This window comes from Nostoc sp. CmiVER01 (genome assembly GCF_034531135.2).
Classification (GTDB): domain Bacteria; phylum Cyanobacteriota; class Cyanobacteriia; order Cyanobacteriales; family Nostocaceae; genus Nostoc.
In genome coordinates this window covers 215,425-234,258 of sequence record NZ_JAVRBU020000009.1, presented here as the reverse complement: position 1 = coordinate 234,258, position 18,834 = coordinate 215,425, and the positions used below count along the sequence as shown (strand labels likewise).

Below are 18,834 nucleotides of genomic sequence, written 5' to 3'. Positions count from 1 at the left end.
AAAATGCGCTCTCAGTTTATCAAAAAGGGCTTTTTCTACCCTGGTCAAAAATACTGAAAGTATGAAGATTACAAGTATCTGTATTCTGAACGACATCCCGCCCAGAACTGAAGTTCTGGACTTCAACTATGAGACTCAAAATTCATTCCGAGGCGGGATAGAAACGCAGTGCGAGATTTAGAATTTTGTTAGTCAAGCAGATGAGAATTCTTGGTTGAATCAAAAACTGCTTCTGACTACTCTGGTAAAAAATACTGAAACTATTAAAATCAGAAGCATCTGCCTACTGAATATCCACTAATATTTCCCAGCCATGCCTCTGTCACGCATAGTAACGCTGATTGTTGGTCTGATTGTCATTTTGGGACTAGCCCTATGGCTAATTGATTCCCTATCGCGCCTCTATTGGCAATTGTCCTATTCGCCGTTGCTAGGCAATTTGCTGCTATTGCTGCTAATTGTCCTCATTGGAGCGTTGGTTGCCGCTTTTGTCTATTACGTATTGGTGATTCAAGCTGGGGAAAAGCGATCGCGCCGTAACCCGAAGCGAGTAACTGCGGCGCAAATTCCTGCTGGCAAATCTGATGCTGCATCTACAACTCTCCAAGCTGTGCGCCAACAGGTAGGGCAAATTCAAGATGAAGTTGCACGCCAAGCTTTATTAAGTAAATCGCGGGAGATTGAAGCAAATTTAGCACGGGGTGAAATTCAAGTAGTGGTATTTGGTACGGGGAGCGCTGGTAAAACTTCCCTAGTTAATGCGATTATGGGACGCATGGTCGGTCAAGTGGATGCACCGATGGGTACAACTCAGGTTGGAGAAACCTATTGTCTGCGGTTGAAGGGATTAGAACGCAAGATTTTAATTACGGATACACCAGGAATTTTAGAAGCAGGGGTGGCGGGAACGGAACGGGAACAAATGGCGCGAGAACTGGCAACAGAAGCCGATTTACTCTTGTTTGTGGTAGATAATGACTTACGACGCTCAGAATATGAACCATTGCGGGGATTAGCAGAAATTGGCAAGCGATCGCTCCTAGTTCTCAACAAAACTGATTTATATACAGATGAAGATAAAGAATCCATCCTTGCAAGGTTGCGTCAACGGGTACGGGGATTTATTGCTACTAATGATGTGGTAGCGATCGCTGCTAATCCCCAACCTGCACAATTAGAAACTGGCGAAACCTTCCAGCCGGAACCCGATATTGTCCCTTTGCTGCGGCGCACAGCTGCTGTTTTACGCGCCGAAGGTGAAGATTTGGTGGCGGATAACATTCTTTTACAATCTCTGCGATTGGGAGACGAAGCGCGAAAACTCATCGATGGTCAGCGTCGCCGTCAAGCTGACAAAATAGTAGAACGCTTTCAATGGATTGGTGCTGGTGTGGTATCAGTCACGCCGATACCAGTCGTAGATTTACTAGCGACAGCTGCTGTTAATGCTCAAATGGTTGTGGAAATTGGCAGAGTTTACGGCTGTGAATTGAATATGGAACGGGGACGAGAGTTAGCCCTTTCTTTAGCGAAAACCATCGCTAGTTTGGGCATTGTTAAGGGAGCAATTCAATTATTATCTACAGCTTTGCAACTCAATGTTGCTACTTTTATTATTGGTAGAGCAATTCAAGGCGTAACAGCAGCTTATTTAACGCGAATTGCTGGTAAAAGTTTTATCGAATATTTTCGTCATGATCAAGATTGGGGTGATGGTGGCATGACAGAAGTTGTGCAGCGACAGTTTCAAATTAATCGCAGAGATGAGTTTATTAAGGCTTTTATTCAAGAAGCGATCGCGCGGGTAGTGAAGCCGTTACAAGATAAAGCTGAATTAGTCGAACATGATGAAGAAATCAATAATTAAATAATTCAAAATTCAAATATTAGGCGGGTAAAAGTCAAAGTAAAAAGATATGAATCAAACAGCAACTCTTGAAAACGTAGATTTAAAGCGTGTTAGGGTCAATTTTTTGCTGTCGTAATTTAGCTAAAAGATTTTGCAACTGTTCTTCTGGTGTTAAGTACCTACTATTATTTTCGTCATACCAATATAGCCATTCCCGTGTTTTTCCTTGATAGGTTCCTCTTTCAATTCCAATACCTAAACCAATTTCAGGCATCCAGAGTTTATCTCCTGGTTGTAAAATGTATTTACCCTCAACTAAACGGTAAACTTCTAAACGTTGTCGCTTTCGTCGCAGACGTGTTGGAGCATAAATTACATAATATAAAATACCTAAGTTGGCATAATCTATTTTCTTTTGTTCGTATTCACCATTGTAAGTTTGAGAAACAACCTCTAAAGCTAAAATTGGCGCAATTCCATCTTCTTCCCAAAGAACATAACTAGAACGCCCATTTTCTCCAACAAACCGTTCTACACCCAAGCTGAGAAATCCATCTGGAACAATGGCAGGGTTACTCGGTGTATAATAAATTCCCATGTTAATGCCGAAAAACCAATCATCACGGTTTTGCCAGATTAAAGCTAAAGTAGCTAATAACAAATTAGGAACTAGTATTTGCAGTTCGTTATCCACAGGTGTATCATCAGAATCTGGTAATTCTACCGATGAAGGTAGGCAGTCTAGCGGATTGTAGTTGAACATAAGTAGTCCTCAATCCCAAAATCAAAATTTAAACTTATTTGCTCATAACTCAAGGGTAACTCAGGTTGCACATCAGACATTTTTGCTTGAATTTCATCGAAAATAATCAATGAAATAAAAGATACGAATTTTAATAAAAAATTATATTTCATTAAGCAAAAATACTTAAAAATTAAACTTATATTCCAGTATCAAAAATTTAGTCATTTATTTCTAAAGTATTCCGGAAACCGGTGGGAATGGCAGGAAAAGTAAATAAAAGAACTACTGAGTAACCAGGTCATGACCTACCACATAATCGGTAAATTACTACAAGGGCGTTACCAAATTATCCAAAGCCTGGGTGCAGGAGTATTTGGACAAACATACATAGCTGTAGATGTAGATTATCCAGAGAATCCCAAATGCGTTATTAAGCAGATTAAAGTTAGTAGTTCCGAATCTGACTACTTGGAGATGCTGAGGTTACTGTTTCAGGCTGAAACCCAAACCCTCAAGCTTTTGGGAAGCCATCACCAAATTCCTGAATTTATCGCCTGCTTTGAAGAAAACGAGCGATTTTATTTAGTCCAAGAGTGGATTGAAGGACATGCGTTGGCTGCGGAATTGCCTATCGATCAAGAATGGGGGTGTCTGTGGGGTGAAATGGAAGTTGTAGAATTCCTGATAGATGTCTTAGGTATTCTGGAATTTGTTCACTCTCAAGGCGTAATCCATTGCGACATCAAACCGGAAAACTTGATTAGACGTAATAGTGATGCCGAACGCAAGTTAGTTTTGATTGACTTTGGCTCAATCCAGTCTATCGATTTTGGCATAGGTGCGGAATTGCCCATTCATAGAATTCCTGTCACTTCATTGGGGTATATACCGCCAGAGCAATTTATTGGAGAAACACAGCCCAACAGTGATATTTATGCTTTGGGTATGATTGCCATCCAGGCTTTAACTGGGTTGGAACCACTAAAATTAAAAGCTGATCCTTATACTAATGAAATTGCTTGGCGTTCTGAAAACACTCCAGTTAATGATTATCTAGCTGCTGTTCTCAGCCAAATGATCCGCTACAATTACCAAGACCGCTTTCAGTCTGCCAGTGAGGTGCTGCGGGTACTCAAACAAATAATATGGGAACAGCTACCAGAAACATTAGAAGCAGATGATGAATTTCCTATAGAAGCGCCGATTGGAAATAATAATCCTACATCTGGAAATTCATCTCCGTTATTAACAGGAATGAAAGTAGGACTGGCGGCTAATTCTTTAGTAATGGGATTTGGTGTATATTCTTTAATTAATGCTGCGCCTGCATACTCAGAAACAGAAACTTTATCTAAAGCCACAAAAGAATATCAAGCAGGAGATTTAGAAGAAGCGATCGCACTTGCTAAATCAATTCCCTCCCACAGCAATGTTTATCCAGAAGCGCAAGCCACAATTGAAGAATGGCAAGAGCAATGGCAAGTAGCTGCACAGCAATACCAAATAGCTCAAACAGCTTTTCATGAGAGCAAATGGTCAGATGTTATTCATGCGGTTGCAAAAATTCCAAATATTTCATATTGGCAATCTAAAACAGATAAATTAGTTCAGCAAGCATACGTCAACATTGAAGCACAGACGCAAGATTTATTAACAAAAGCTTACGATAGTGCCGATACAAAAGATTTTTCTGCTGCTTTACAATATCTGCGGCAAATTCCTAAAGAAAGTCGTGCAGGTGCTTTAGTTCAAGACAAGTTAGCTGAGTACAATCGAAAGCGCCAAATTAGAGCAGCTTACTTTTTACAGAAAGCTTATAAACAAGCATTTGTTGGTGATTTTGATCAAGCTGTAAAATTTCTCCGAAAAATTCCCAACGATACTCTAGTTTATGCTCAAGCTCAAGTCAAATTGAATGAATATACTCAAAAACAACAACTACTGACTAATTATCAAAATGTTGCTTCTGTAAAAAGGAAAGATTCATTTTTCTCTAAAAACTCAGCCACTAATATTGAATATATTCAAGGAGGAAATTATTTGCAAGAGGTTAATATTCGCTAGTTACAGCAATTTGTTGATTCATAGACTAGTTAGATATAACATAATACACTTGGGTTAAGGATTTTTGGTATTGATTTTAGGTATGTAGAGATGTTGCTTTTCTTCGTCTCTACAAAACAATTTAAGGCTTAACTGAACTGTTTAAAAATGCGAGTAGGGTCACAATATATTGCACCCCTATGATTATCGGATGGGTAATTCAATGATAAATTCTATGCCTTCACCTGGTTTGGAATCGTATGTGAGCTTCCCGTGATGATTATTCACCACAATTTGGTAAGCAATAGATAGACCAAGCCCTGTTCCTTTTCCGATAGGTTTTGTTGTGTAAAAAGCATCGAATATTTTTGTTTTATTTTTATTATTTATACCTAAGCCATTGTCAGCAACTCTTAAAATAACTTGCTCTCCAATTGCCTCAGTTTTAATTTTAATAACTCCCGGATTTTGATAAGTTTTCTCAATATCTTGATTGTTATATTTTTCTTCAATTGCATCGATCGCATTACAAATTAAATTCATAAAAACCTGATTAATTTCCCCAGGAAAACACTCAACAAGTGGCAAGCTTCCATACTCTTTGACTAATTTGATGCTTGGTTGATGAGCATTATATTTAAACCGATGTCCGAGAATGAGTAATGTACTATCTAACCCTTCATGCAAGTTAGTTAGTTTTTTACCCGTTTCTCTGTGTCGTGAAAAATTGTTTAAATATGACACAATTTCTGTAACACGATCTGTACCAACTTGCATGGATTGAATAATTTTAGATAAATCATTCAACAAAAATTCGAGATCGCTTTTTTGAATCGCGGTTTTAATTTCTTCTGGTGGATTGGGTAGATATTTCTGATAGAGATAGAGTAAACTAACTACCTCCTGTACATACTGTTGAACAAAATTTAAGTTGCCAGCTATAAAATTGATAGGATTATTAACTTCATGAGCAATTCCGGCTGTAATTTGGCCTAAAGCTGCTACCTTTTCTGCTTGAATCAGTTGAGTTTGAGTCTGTTCTAATTCGGTGTTTTTAGCGATTAAGGTTTTCGTCAAGTTTCTCAGCTTTAGATGATTTTCAATCCGTACTAAGACTTCTTCATGCTGAAAAGGTTTGGTAATGTAGTCTACGGCTCCCAATTGCAAACCTTTGATTTTATCAGCAGTTTCTGAGAGTGCTGTCATAAAAATGACTGGAATATCTTGGACACGAGGATTGCTTTTTAGCTGTTTACAAGTTTCAAAACCATCTATACCGGGCATCATTATATCTAGCAAGATTAAATCAGGTAAATCATCATTTTCTAATCGCTGAATGGCTCTCTCGCCGCTCCGTGCTGCCCAAACTTCAAAACTAGACTGATCTAGAAAGCTGGATAAAACTTGTAAATTAGCAGGGTTATCGTCAACGATTAAAATAATTCCCTTAGAAAAAGCGTAATTGATAGATTTTTTTTGGTCTTCAATAGTATTTTTCATACTGTTTCTATTGCATATTGAGTCAAGAAATTGAGGATTAAATCTTCATCAAATTGTCTTGCTAGTTGCCTTAGTTCATTAGCAAATGGCGCAAAGGTTATGTCTGTTTCCTCCAGTTGATCGGCCCACTTGAGAATAGCATTGAAGTTACCTTTACTGGCTAAAGTAACTAGTTCCTGCAATACTTGGGAAGAAGGAGAGATTAATCGAGCAGATTGGCTATTTGCTGTTACTTCTTTGGCTTTTTCTTCATCAGGCTGAGATTGCTTATAAATCCATACCAAATTTAAATATTGTTCTAATTGATCCAATAATTCATCTACATGTACAGGTTTGCTTAAGAAGGCGTTACCTCCAGCTTGCAGACTGCGATGTTTGTCGGCTTCAAAGACACTAGCGGAAGAAACAATAATCTTGACATTATGAATTTCTGGAGTGTGACGTAGGTGTTCAATTAACTCAAACCCGTCCATTTCTGGCATCAGCAAATCTGTGATGATTAAGTCTGGTTTGAGGGCGATCGCTATTTCTAAACCTTCTTTACCATTGCTGGCTTCAACTACATTAAAACCCAGTGGTTGCAGTAAGTTTGTAATCACTGTGCGATTCTCCCAGCGATCGTCTACCATCAGTATGGTGTAGGGGCTACCCTCAAAGCCAATGATTTGTTTCTCTGATGATGCGTAGGCGTAGCCCGTCGTAGACATCGCAGATTGTACCCAGTCTGTTGCTTCGGGAATCTCCAACTCAAACCAGAAGCAACTCCCCTGACCGATCTGACTCTTAACATAGATATCGCTACCCATCATCTGTACTAACTGTCGAGTAATAGCTAAACCTAGCCCTGTACCTTCAGCTTGGCGCTTTTTATCACCCACTTGTTCAAATGGCAAGAAAATTTTGCTCAATTCTGCGGGAGTTATACCAATTCCTGTATCTTCTACGGTGCAGCGAAGGCGATGTTTTACTATTTGTTGATCGCTGGGAGGTTGATCGATTACTTCAATATTGAAAGTAACCTGACCTTGATCTGTAAATTTGATGGCATTTCCCAACAGATTTAATAGCACCTGACGTAATCTTTTGACATCAACATGAACCCCTGTAGGTAAGTTACTCGCGGGTTTATAAACAAACAAAATGCCTTTTTGTTTTGCCCGAATCTGGCATATTTCCACAATTCCTTGGAGAAAAGATGGTAAATGCACATCAACTGGATGCAGTTCTAGCTTTTTTGCTTCAATTTTGGAGAGATCCAAAATGTCATTAATTAAAGTCAGCAAATGAGAGCCGCATTGTTCAATAATATTGATATGATATTGTTCTTGATTCGGCAAAGCTGGGGAACGCAGTAAAATTTGGGCACAGCCGAGAATGCCATTCAAAGGTGTCCGCAGTTCATGACTCATGTTGGCTAAAAATTCACTTTTAGCATGGTTAGCTGTATCAGCCGCAGCTTTAGATTTTTTCAGTTCAGCTTGTTCAAATGCTTGTACTTGCCACAAGACGGTGATCATGGTGACTGTCAATCCACCAACAATTAAGGCGATTAAATCAAGGAATTGTAATCGAGATTCGATATTTTCGCGGGGAATCACTAAAGCCACAGACCAATTAGCGGCTTGCAACGGCAGATAAGCTACATACTTTTTAGTGCCGTCAATTTCCATTAACTCAATTCCCTGTTGTTTGTTTACCATCTGCTGCGCGATCGCATTTAAATTGCGATCGTTAATTTTCAGCAGGCTGGGTGCAGGTTTTTCTATGGTTGACATTAACGCCGAGTTAGGATGGACGATCGCTTGTCCTTGAGAATTGAGAGCAAAAGCATAGCTGTTCGTGCCGTAGTGCAGGGAATTGATAACCTCTGCAATGCGATCAACTTTCACATTGCCCTGGAAGGCTCCGATCGGTGAACTACTGTTAGCAGAATTTGACCAGATCGGGGTGGCGATCGCAATTAAAGAAATTCCTGTAGAACGGCTAATAAAGGGATCGGAAATGTTAGTATTTCCCGCAATTGCTTTTTGAAAGTAGTCTCGATCCCGAATATTTTTATTTGCTCGACCAACTTTTGTATTGGAATATGAACCATCTGGGGTAGCTATTTGAAAAAAGAAAAATTCATGAATTCGCTTGACTTCTGCCTTTAAATAAGGTTCTGCTACAAACCAGTTTAAAGAACGTACAGTTGAAGTATTCGCTAGGGTTTGTACCTCCACTTGGCGAACGTGTAACCACTCCTCAATTTCAGCACCCCCTCTCTGTACCTCTAAAAAAGCACTATGTCTCAAATCTTTGAGCATCATATTTCTAGCAGCTTGATAGCTAAAGTAAGCAGAAATACTGACTATAAGGGTAGTGCCGCCAAGAATAAATCGAATTAGTAAATTTTGTGAGGGATGACTTTCTCTGTTAGTTGCTGATAGGCTGGAGTTTGCTCGTATCAAGGGTTAGCTCCTTAATGGCATAGTTCGACAAGAAGAAATTCTAGGTTATGTTTAGATTGCCCAAGAAACTACCGATGCTCACAGCTTTTGATAAAATAATTAATAAATTTATAGTGACGACGTGTATTATAAGTTTTTAGTTGATATTCTTTAATATCAACTAAAATTCTAATTATTGGCTATAAAAAGTGTTGTTAACAATTCGGAATCTTAAATTGTTAATGTACTATAGAAATTCTAAATGAGTTGTGAAAATCGAGAGACTCAGATCCCCGACTTCTTTGAGAAGTTGGGGATCTTATTGTTCAGATTTAGGACTGCTATAGTAGCGCGAGGTAAAAGTCAAAAGTCAAAAAGCTTTAATTTTGGGCTTTCTGGCTTTAATGAGATGGTAGCTTTATTTATGTCGTGCTGTACTAGGGTGTCTTTTGCGGTGAATTAGTAACATTAGGAAATGGGAGAACTGGCACAATTACAGGTTTAGGTTTTGATATTTCGCCTTGTAGTTGAATTTGGGCTTGATTGCGCCCGTCTATTGCTTGCTGGTAATTAGGCTTGTATTTTATTGCTTGATCGTAAGACGCGATCGCATCTTTAAACTGTTTCAAATTTAAGAGTGCATTGCCTCTGCTATACCAGCTTTCAGAATGGTCTGGTTTATAACGAACTGCCTTATTATAAGACGCGATCGCATCTTCGTATTTTTGCAAAATGTATTGTGAATTACCCAAATTATACCAGAGTTGATAATCTTTTTGCTTAAGTGTTGCTGCTTTTTTATAAGCTTTTATTGCTTCTTCATAGCGTTGGGTTTGGTGCAGTGACCAACCTAGATTATACCATGCTTGATAATTACTGGGATTATATTTTATTACTTGATTAAAAGATTCAATCGCGTCTGGATAACGTTGTAAATTCAAGAGGACATTTCCTCTGGATAACCAAGCTTGATAATAATTTGGCTGGTATTGCACAGCTTTATCATAAGCTGTAAATGCGTCTCGGTAGCGTTGCAATTTAACTAGAGCATTTCCCCAATTATACCAGGCTTGCTCGTAGTCTGGTTTTAAATCTACAACTTTTTGGTATGCTGCGATCGCTTCTTCATATCGGTTAGAATTTTGTAAGGCTAATCCTTTTTTATACCAAGCTTCGTAATTATCTGGTTGAAATTCAATCGCTTTTTCATAAGATTGAATTGCTTGGTCATATTGATTTAAGTTACTAAAAGCTTCACCTTTAGCATTCCAGACTTCCGAGCTTTTATTATTGAATTGTAAGGCTTTATCAAAAGAGGCGATCGCTTCTTGATATCGTTGTAAATTTCCTAATACAAAGCCTCGTCCACTCCAAGCTTCAAAATTATCTGGTTGAATTTGAATTGCTTTATCATACGCCGCTAGCGCATCTTTGTATTTTTTTAATTTAGATAGCGTTTTCCCTTGACCATTCCAGGCTTGAGCATAATCTGGTCTAATATTAACGGCTTTTTCATATACTTCTAATGCGTCTTGATAGCGTTGCAAATCAAAAAGGGTATTTCCTTGCTTGGATAATTCTATGGCGTTATTTGAATTAATGTGATTGAAAATTAATATTGATGCTATTGTACCAACCCCAATTAAAAATATTGCTAGTAAAATTTTACTAAAAATACCTTTTTTAGGTTGAGGTTTATTGATATTTTTGGGTGGAGTGGGTGGAGAAATAGGAGTTAATGCAATTGTCTGGGCGGGTGGTTGTGTTAACTCTTTTAGTGCTTGTAATGCCACCGTTGCCGAAGCATAGCGTTGGCGAAAGTCGTAACACACCATTTTATCTAAGAATTGAGCGAATTCTGGTGTTACCGTGGCTTTATTGTGCCAGATAAGTTCATTAGTATCGGCATCTTTTGCTATTTCTTCTGGTGATAATCCAGTGAGAGCTTGAATAGCAATTATTCCGGTAGCATAGATATCACTGCTTAATTTTGGCGTACCATGAGCTTGTTCTCCAGGGATATATCCAGGCGTACCTATCGCAACAGTACCTTTAATTGAGCCTTCGGGAAGAATCACTTGGGTAGTAATTTGTTTAACTGCGCCAAAATCAATTAAGATTAATTTGCCATCTGGGTGGCGTCTGAGAATATTTCGCGGATTAACATCACGGTGAATTACATTCTGTTGATGGACAAATTCTAAGATTGTCAAAATTTCTTGTAAAAGTGAAATGACTTCCTCTTGACTCCAGGTTTTACCGGGGATCAATTCTTGACTCAAGTCATGTCCTTCAATCAATTCCTGTACGAGATAAAATTCGGCGTTATCCTCAAAGTAAGCTAAAAGTTGGGGAATGCGATCGTGAGTTCCTAATTTATACAGAACTTGTGCTTCTGTATCAAATAAACGCCTAGCTGTCTCCAAAGTTACAGGATCGCTTGCCTGGGGTTTAAGTTTCTTAACGACACATGGAGGTGAACCGGGTAATTGGGTATCACAAGCCACAAAAGTTTCACCAAAACCCCCACCTCCCAAGTTACTAATAATCTGGTATCTTCCTACAAGTGTGTTTCCCAGCATCTCGTTTGCCTACTTAAGTGCAATGCGATCTGATTTCAATCTTGCCACACGTTAAGGAGAAGTGAGGGAGTAGGGAGTGGGTGGAGGTAGGGGGCAGGGGGAGAATAACTAATGACTAATGACTAATTTATATGATTCCTATTAGTGATAATATTCGTTGTCGGAATAAACCGATTATTAATTACTGGCTGATTGGTATTAATGTTGCCGTATTTTTATGGGAGCTTCAATTAGAATTTAGTGGTGGATTAGGCAATTTTATTAATAGTTGGGGTGTGATTCCAGCCCAGATTAGTGGGGCAATTACGAATGCATTATTTTATAACTCTGCTGCTTGGATAATTTTAATTTGGCGAACATTTGCACTACTTGTTGCTCTCTTCTTACATGGCAGCTTTAGTCAAATATTGGGAAATCTGTTATTCTTATGGGTTTTTGGTAAGACTGTCGAAAATATTCTAGGGCATGGACGCTATCTTGCATTTTATCTGGCGGCTGGTGCGATCGCTTCTTGTGTGCAAATTCTAGCGGAACCGAGTTTGACAATACCACTGATTGGAGCCAATGGTGCGATCGCAGCTATTTTAGGAGCATATATTATAAAGTTTCCTCAAGCTAAAATTGACACAATTTTGCCGCTAATAATCTTGTATATTCCCATCGAACTTCCAGCTTTTTTCTATCTATTTTGGTGGTTTGTGCAACAATTATTCTATGGTATTGGCAGTTTAAATATTCCTCCTGTTGGCGTAAACCAATCGGGTGTTGTCTTCTGGGGACAGGTTGTGGCATTATTGATTGGTGCAGGTTTCATGCGTTTGAAGAGATAATTTATTATTGGATACAAAATGTTTTGTCGTCAGACATCGCTCTTAATCTCAAAAGGTATCTTTTGGCTAAAACGTAATGCACCTTTTGATAGATTACATTTTTTAGCTTAAAAATCCATACTGTTAAAGCTATAGGACTAATGTTTGATTTCTGAAAAAGCTCGGTACAGCTCGAAAAGCCTAATTCCCCACTTCCTCCTCCCCACTCCCTGCCCACGTAGATACTTTCAAAAATTAAATACGATTCTTATAGTACAGTAAGGCATAAATAAACTACCCATTCCAAATCGCTAAAAAGTCTCATCCTACTATAAGCTTTTTAACTTTTAACTTTTGACTTCCGTCATGCGGTACTAGGGGATGCCTACTCTTCAAATCGGTATTGTTTAGTTATAAGTGGTATGCAAGATGCCAAATGTTGATAAAATGAACTTTCAAGTCACTAATGAATTAATAGCTCTGCGGCAGCGTGTAGCTGAGTTAGAGCAATCAGAAATATCTTATCAACAAAAGCAAGCAGCCCTTGAGGAGCAAGTAATTGAGCTAGAAAAGAAACTGGCACTTGCACTAGAATACCCCTATATTCAAGCTGTTGAACATGATATCAAGCGGCATTTTGAACAGGGGACATCCACAACCCTGATGCCACCAGATGTAGCAATCATTTTAGAGCAATTCCAACAAGAAATTGCAGAGCGACAGCAGGTAGAAGCCTCTTTGAAGGAAAGTGAAGAACGGCTGAGGTTAGTCCTAGAAGTTTCTCAGATGGGCTTGTGGGATTGGAATATTGTTACCAATAAAGTCATCTGGTCTGAAAATTATGAATTGCTTTTTGGTGTGGTTCCAAATAGTTTTGATAGCCCTTACGAAACTTTTAAGAAATGCGTTTATCCTGAAGACAGGCAATCTGTAATGCAGGGGATCGCCCACGCTTTAGAACAAAAATCTGACTACAACGATGAATTTCGCATAAGTAGATCAGACCAAAGTATACATTGGATTTCTGCTAAGGGAAAATTTATCTATGACAATCGCGGACAAGCGGTGCGAATGATCGGCGTTTGTATGGAAACTACTGTTTGCAAGCAAGCAGTAGAAAGTACTCGTGAACTCACAAGCCAAGTGCAAGAACAGGCAAATATTTTAAATGCTATTCTCACCGCCTCAGTCGATCACATTTATATCTTTGATGACAGAGGTTGCTATCAGTATGCCAGTCATGATGCAGCTACGATATTAGGTTTTAAGCCCCAGGATCTTATCGGAAAAACTTTGCAAGACCTGGATGTACCCGCAGACCTTATAGAACAGGTAGATAATCAACGACAAGCTGTCATGAAAACTGGGCAGCCAATCAAGGATGAGTGTAAATATGTTACTTCTGATGGGCTGCATTATTATGAATACATTCTCACACCATTACGGAATTCTAACCAAACTATTGAAGGCGTAATTACAGTTTGTCGTGATATTACCGAACACAAACGGGCAGAAAAAACATTACGCGAAAGTGAAGCCAGATTTCGGCGTTTGTTTGAATCCAACCTGATCGGGGTCGCTTTTTGGAATGTGGATGGCTTTATTATTGATGCCAATGATGCCTTTCTCCAGCTAGCTGGCTACACTCGTGATGAGTTTGCCACTTTGGGTAAAATTAATTGGAGAGAACTGACTCCTATTGAATATAAAGATTTAGACGATCGCGCCCTTTTGGAAGTGCAAACCACTGGAGTTTCCAGAATTTTTGAGAAAGAATATCTCCAGCGCGATGGAAAACGAGTCCCAATTGTTTTGGGGATAGCCTTGCTGAATGACTCCAAGGATAATGGTGTTGCTTTTGTACTAGATATTACCGATCGCAAATCAGCCGAAAAAGAATGCGATCGCCTCCTCGAACGAGAAATGAAAGCACGCAAAGAAGCAGAAATTGCCAACACACTCAAAGATGAATTTCTGGCGGTTCTCTCTCATGAACTGCGAACCCCACTTAACTCTGTTCTGGGGTGGTCGAAAATGTTGCGAACTCGTAATTTCGATGAAAAAACCACTAAGCACGCTTTAGAAACCATTGAACGCAACGCCAAGTTACAAACTCAGCTAATTGAAGATTTGTTGGATGTGTCTACCATCCTCCAAGGAAAATTAAACTTGAATGTCTGTCCAGTGAACTTGGTAATGGTAGTTGAAGCCGCACTAGAGACAGTACAACTCGCAGCCCAAGTTAAGTCAATTCAAATTCAAACGATATTTGATCCCATTTTGGGACAAGTGATGGGCGACCCAAATCGGCTTGTGCAAGTTGTGTGGAATCTACTTTCCAATGCGGTAAAATTTACACCAGCAGGGGGACGGGTAGAAATTCGACTCATGGAAGTTGGCAACCAAGCTCAAATTCAGGTCAGCGATACAGGTAAAGGAATTAGCCGAGAGTTTTTGCCTTATGTGTTCGATTACTTTCGCCAAGCTGATAGCACAATTACGCGGGCATTTGGTGGATTAGGTTTAGGATTAGCAATCGTGCGTAAGGTTGTAGAGATGCATGGGGGAAAAGTTCAAGCCGAAAGTCTTGGAGAAGGATTGGGTAGTACTTTCACTGTTGAACTACCGCTTTTAGTTAGAAGTGAACAGGTGACGCGTCAAGAGAATGAATCCTTAGATTGTGAACCTGAATCCCCGCTTCTTTCCAATACTCAAGTTTTGGTTGTGGACGATGAACCAGATATCCGCGACTTAATTAGCTTTATTTTGCAAGACTACGGTGTACAAGTAACTGCCGTATCTTCAGCACAAGAAGCATTAGAAGCGTTGTCTGAGTCAGTACCAGACGTTTTAATTAGCGATATTGGAATGCCAAAAAAAGACGGTTATATGCTGATGCGTGAAGTGCGATCACGATCGCCAGGGCAAGGAGGAAACGTACCAGCGATCGCTCTAACGGCTTATGCAGGCGAAATGAATCAGCAGCAAGCATTAGCAGCCGGATTTCAAATGCATATTTCTAAACCAGTAGATCCAGATGCATTGGTGAAAGCGATCATTGATTTGATTGAGCCAAAATGATCCAGGACTTACGTACACTCTACGATTCTTGGCGTTCTTCTCTAACGAGACGCTACGCGATGGCGTCTTGGCGGTTCGTTTCTCTTCCTTGTACTTAAATTATGGTTTAGCGCATCTTCATACAGAATTGATATTAGCCGATACAATCGCATTGTCAGCCGAAACAATAAATTTGCCTTGCTACGTTTTTCTACGGCGACGCTTCCTTTAGGAGTGTGAGATACCGCTACCTCCAAAATGCGATCGCCCAAATTGATACACTACTAACGGTACTGGTTATCCCTTTGATAATCGCTATAAGATGATTGATAAAAGGGTCTTTTACGCTTGAATAGAAATGACTGAGCAACGTGATGCTGACTCACCGTCAACTAATTCTCAGCAATTGAGTCAACCGACCGATGGAGCAACTACTAAATCGGTTGATAATTCTTGGACAAACCGCATTGGCGGTGTTTGGAACAAAGCAACAACACATCTAACGCAACTCCTACCCGTAGAACAACTGGCACAGACGGTTGTTGAATGGTTTAGTGTGAGCGAAACTCAGGTTGCAGAGATTTTAGAGAAAATTCGAGCCGAACTACCAACCACAGAAGCCCTCCTAATTGGTAAACCCCAAGCTGGAAAAAGTTCAACTGTCCGGGGATTGACGGGAGTTTCTGCTGAGATTGTCGGTCAGGGATTTCGTCCTCACACGCAACATACCCAGCGTTATGCCTATCCTTCCAATGACCTGCCGTTACTGATTTTTACTGATACAGTCGGGTTGGGTGATGTTAAACAAGATACTCAATTAATCATTCAAGAGTTAGTTGGCGATTTAAAAAAGGAAACTCATTCTGCTAGAATCCTCCTTCTCACCGTCAAAATCAATGATTTTGCAACTGATACGCTACGACAAGTTGCTAAACAACTGCGCCAGCAGTATCCAAATATTCCCTGCTTGCTAGTAGTTACTTGCTTGCACGAGGTTTATCCTGCCGATACCGTCGATCATCCTGCCTATCCACCAGACTATCAAGAAGTCAACCGCGCATTTGCCGCAATCCAACAAGCCTTCGCAGAAATAACTGACCGCTCTGTACTCATTGACTTTACCCTAGAAGAAGATGGCTATAATCCAGTATTTTATGGCTTAGAAGCACTGCGAGATTCCTTAGCAGAATTACTCCCAGAAGCAGAAGCCCAAGCGATTTATCAACTATTAGATCAAGAAGAAGCTGGGAAGCAACTTGGTAATCTTTATCGAGATGCTGCACGCCGTTATATTTTGCCATTTTCGATTATGTCTGCTACTCTTGCGGCTGTACCTCTGCCATTTGCGACAATGCCCGTACTCACTGCCTTGCAAGTATCAATGGTGGGATTGTTGGGTAAATTATATGGGCAGACAGTTACTCCATCTCAAGCAGGAGGCGTTGTAAGTGCGATCGCAGGTGGTTTTTTAGCACAGGCAATTGCACGAGAGTTAATTAAATTTATACCAGGTTTTGGTAGTGCGATCGCCGCCTCTTGGGCAGCCGCCTATACCTGGGCATTAGGCGAAGCAGCCTGCGTTTACTTTGGTGATTTAATGGGAGGTAAAAAACCCGATCCCCAGAAAATTCAGTTGGTGATGCAAGAAGCGTTTCAGGTGGCGCAAGAACGATTTAAAGGAATTAAACATTAAGATTCAAGAATCCACTTCAGCAAACACTCAGTGGATTTTCCACATAACGCTTCTATGCTGCTATGCATCGATAACCCGTAGATTCATATAATCGAATCGCAGGTGGTTTCAATATGAGATTATTAAACCTCTTGGCAAAAGTGCTTTTTGCACTCTTGGGGAAAAGGGTTCATGTTAAAGGGGAAAAGGACGATACAGAACTTTTTCCCCTTCCTCCCGCCCCTTATCCCCAGAGGGGGCCCCACCTTCCCCCTTTTCCCGACTTATGCAAGAAGTCTATTTGTGTGTGGAAAACAATAAAATCATGCAAAAGCGAACTTGGCAACCACCGGAATTTCTTCAACTTAACGTTGAATTTGTAACACTCAAGCCCTTAATTCCCGAAAGGGATGTGGATAACTTGTATGCAGCTTCACACAGCACTCCTGAAAAAGAAGCCGTTTGGAATTATCTATTTTACGGCCCATTTGATCATCCTTCCACGATGAAAAACTGGATAAAAATAAACCTAGTAAGTGAATCTGACCGGAAGAGGCAGGGGGGAAGGGAGCAGGGAGCACGGGGAGCAAGCCCAACACTAGAAGTGGAGCAAAGCAGAATATGGGTACAAGCCCCGCCCTTCTAGGGCGCTTGACCGGGGTCTGAGCTTCCGTCTCGGTTTTCCCCCTGCAAGAATTGCTCCCTGCCCCCCTGCCTACACCACGATAGAATATTTTTTTAGTTGGAAGTCCCTTAGCACAGCGTTAGCGTTCGCGTAGCGTCTCGTAGAGAGGAACGAGCGTCATTGCGAATTGCGAATTGGTATTATTTACCCTACACTTTCTCCTTTGCTGCTGGCACAATGCCAAACTTATTTAAACCTGTATCAATTTCTTTAAGTAGTTTAAAATCCTCCTCTGGCAAGAGATAGCTACTACTGCTAAACAAACCCGCACTAACAGCAGGCTGCTTTTCTAAAAAAGAGAAAGCTTGGCGAAACTGATGCGGCCCGGCTTTAATTGGTGAATCAAAGTGGCAGGGAATAATCCACTCGAAGTCCCAACTTGCAACTTTATCAGCCCAGTCGATAGTTTCTTGCGGTGCGCGGTTGAGAATCAGCGTCTGTAAAATTGGCGCGACAAACAAACGTCCATCACCTCGCAAAGCATTAAATGATCGCTGCCAATCTGGATGCCATTTAAAAGGGTACAATCCAAAATAAGCTTTCTTTGAGCGTTCTGGTGCTCTCAAGGCATCTTGCAACACCTGACTCCATTGACGGATATTTAGGGCGCTTGGTTGAAAGTACAAAGCAAACAACGAGATACGCCCCCAACCCTTACGGCGATTTACTTGAGTGTCTGCAACAATATCAGTAGCATGATCCTTGGCATGGAATAGTAAGGGATATGGATCTAAAAGTGCGATCGCAGATGGATCTTCTGGGATAGAAAGCACAGAATCTGTTACTAAAAGAGTATGCGATCGCTTATGAAAAAAAGCAACTTCTGCAAACCGACCAGGGCCAAGCTCGATGGGGCCTAGCATTGCATAATCAAACTCGTCAGCAAAAGGTGTTTTGTTACTATCTTCTGGGAGTACCTGAGTTCGTTTTGGAGGTAAACCAAGCCAGCTAAGGGGAAGATTTAGCGGGAAACTCCACTGATGGGGAGCTACAAACACCTGTGCAGTCGGAAAGTATCTGGCGAAAGGCCCGACGAATACTTTATGTTCTATGCCGGAGATAGTCGGCAAGATGATGTACTTAACATTACCGTGTTCCGCCACCAACTCATTCACAAGCCGGATACATTCTGGGGTTGGTGCAACAGGCGCATAGATGAGAAGACCCCCGGCTTCGAGCTTAACAACAGTCATGCGAATCGGTACAACAACGTAGAAAATGCCCTGAATTTGGTCAAAATTCCAAATCGTGTGCTTGACCACTTCTTTGCGGATTGTCTGCCGCTTGCCATAAGGGTAGAGTGGCACAACAGGCCATAATCTCCACGAGAAGTCTTTTGGATTTATCTGTTGTGTATTGACTATGCGTTCATCATCAGCCACTCTGCGATCCCCTCCAAATTCCCTGCTCAAATTGTTCTTATTTGCTATCCCCAAAGTTGGAGTTTAGCAAATTGTTGA

The 18,834-nt window shown here is 40.4% G+C and carries 11 protein-coding genes; 6 read left to right on the top strand and 5 right to left on the bottom strand.

Annotated features, from left to right (window positions below; all coding sequences use genetic code 11):
- Window positions 1-313 precede the first annotated feature (313 nt).
- Window positions 314-1,867 (top strand): YcjF family protein, encoded by a 1,554-nt coding sequence (locus RMZ43_RS17270; RefSeq protein ID WP_322647270.1) that lies wholly within the window; start codon window positions 314-316, stop codon window positions 1,865-1,867.
- An 82-nt stretch (window positions 1,868-1,949) separates the two neighbouring features.
- On the opposite strand, the gene RMZ43_RS17265 is transcribed toward RMZ43_RS17270, so the two are convergent.
- Window positions 1,950-2,612, bottom strand: a complete 663-nt coding sequence (locus tag RMZ43_RS17265) for a Uma2 family endonuclease (protein WP_322656077.1) — start codon at window positions 2,610-2,612, stop codon at window positions 1,950-1,952.
- A gap of 282 nt (window positions 2,613-2,894) precedes the next feature.
- Between RMZ43_RS17265 and RMZ43_RS17260 the strand changes: the two genes are divergently transcribed.
- Window positions 2,895-4,658, top strand: a complete 1,764-nt coding sequence (locus RMZ43_RS17260; protein WP_322656076.1) for a serine/threonine-protein kinase — start codon at window positions 2,895-2,897, stop codon at window positions 4,656-4,658.
- A 183-nt stretch (window positions 4,659-4,841) separates the two neighbouring features.
- On the opposite strand, the gene RMZ43_RS17255 is transcribed toward RMZ43_RS17260, so the two are convergent.
- The 3 genes from RMZ43_RS17255 to RMZ43_RS17245 form a co-directional block, all read right to left on the bottom strand.
- A complete protein-coding gene (locus RMZ43_RS17255) occupies window positions 4,842-6,137 on the bottom strand; it encodes a hybrid sensor histidine kinase/response regulator (protein WP_322656075.1) in 1,296 nt (431 codons plus the stop codon).
- A complete protein-coding gene (locus RMZ43_RS17250; protein WP_322656126.1) occupies window positions 6,134-8,584 on the bottom strand; it encodes a hybrid sensor histidine kinase/response regulator in 2,451 nt (816 codons plus the stop codon). Before RMZ43_RS17250 ends, RMZ43_RS17255 begins: the two co-directional genes overlap by 4 nt.
- A gap of 419 nt (window positions 8,585-9,003) precedes the next feature.
- Entirely contained in the window at window positions 9,004-11,148 is a 2,145-nt protein-coding gene (locus tag RMZ43_RS17245; protein ID WP_322656074.1) for a tetratricopeptide repeat protein, read from the bottom strand.
- Window positions 11,149-11,279: 131 nt separating this feature from the next.
- On the opposite strand from RMZ43_RS17245, the gene RMZ43_RS17240 reads away from it, so the two are divergent.
- From RMZ43_RS17240 to RMZ43_RS17225, 4 genes are all read left to right on the top strand, one after another.
- The gene (locus tag RMZ43_RS17240) at window positions 11,280-11,978 is read left to right on the top strand and encodes a rhomboid family intramembrane serine protease (protein ID WP_322647264.1); all 699 of its coding nucleotides are present in this window, start codon (window positions 11,280-11,282) and stop codon (window positions 11,976-11,978) included.
- 408 nt (window positions 11,979-12,386) lie between these two features.
- Window positions 12,387-15,038, top strand: coding sequence for a PAS domain S-box protein (locus RMZ43_RS17235; RefSeq protein ID WP_428850746.1), 2,652 nt, complete (start codon window positions 12,387-12,389; stop codon window positions 15,036-15,038).
- A gap of 337 nt (window positions 15,039-15,375) precedes the next feature.
- Window positions 15,376-16,710, top strand: a complete 1,335-nt coding sequence (locus RMZ43_RS17230; RefSeq protein ID WP_322656072.1) for a GTPase family protein — start codon at window positions 15,376-15,378, stop codon at window positions 16,708-16,710.
- A gap of 304 nt (window positions 16,711-17,014) precedes the next feature.
- Window positions 17,015-17,335, top strand: a complete 321-nt coding sequence (locus tag RMZ43_RS17225) for a hypothetical protein (RefSeq protein ID WP_322656071.1) — start codon at window positions 17,015-17,017, stop codon at window positions 17,333-17,335.
- Between the two features lie 188 nt (window positions 17,336-17,523).
- Here the strand turns inward: RMZ43_RS17225 and RMZ43_RS17220 are convergent, their stop codons facing one another.
- On the bottom strand, window positions 17,524-18,756 hold the full coding sequence (locus tag RMZ43_RS17220; RefSeq protein WP_322656070.1) for a DUF4336 domain-containing protein: 1,233 nt from the start codon (window positions 18,754-18,756) through the stop codon (window positions 17,524-17,526).
- Window positions 18,757-18,834: the final 78 nt, after the last annotated feature.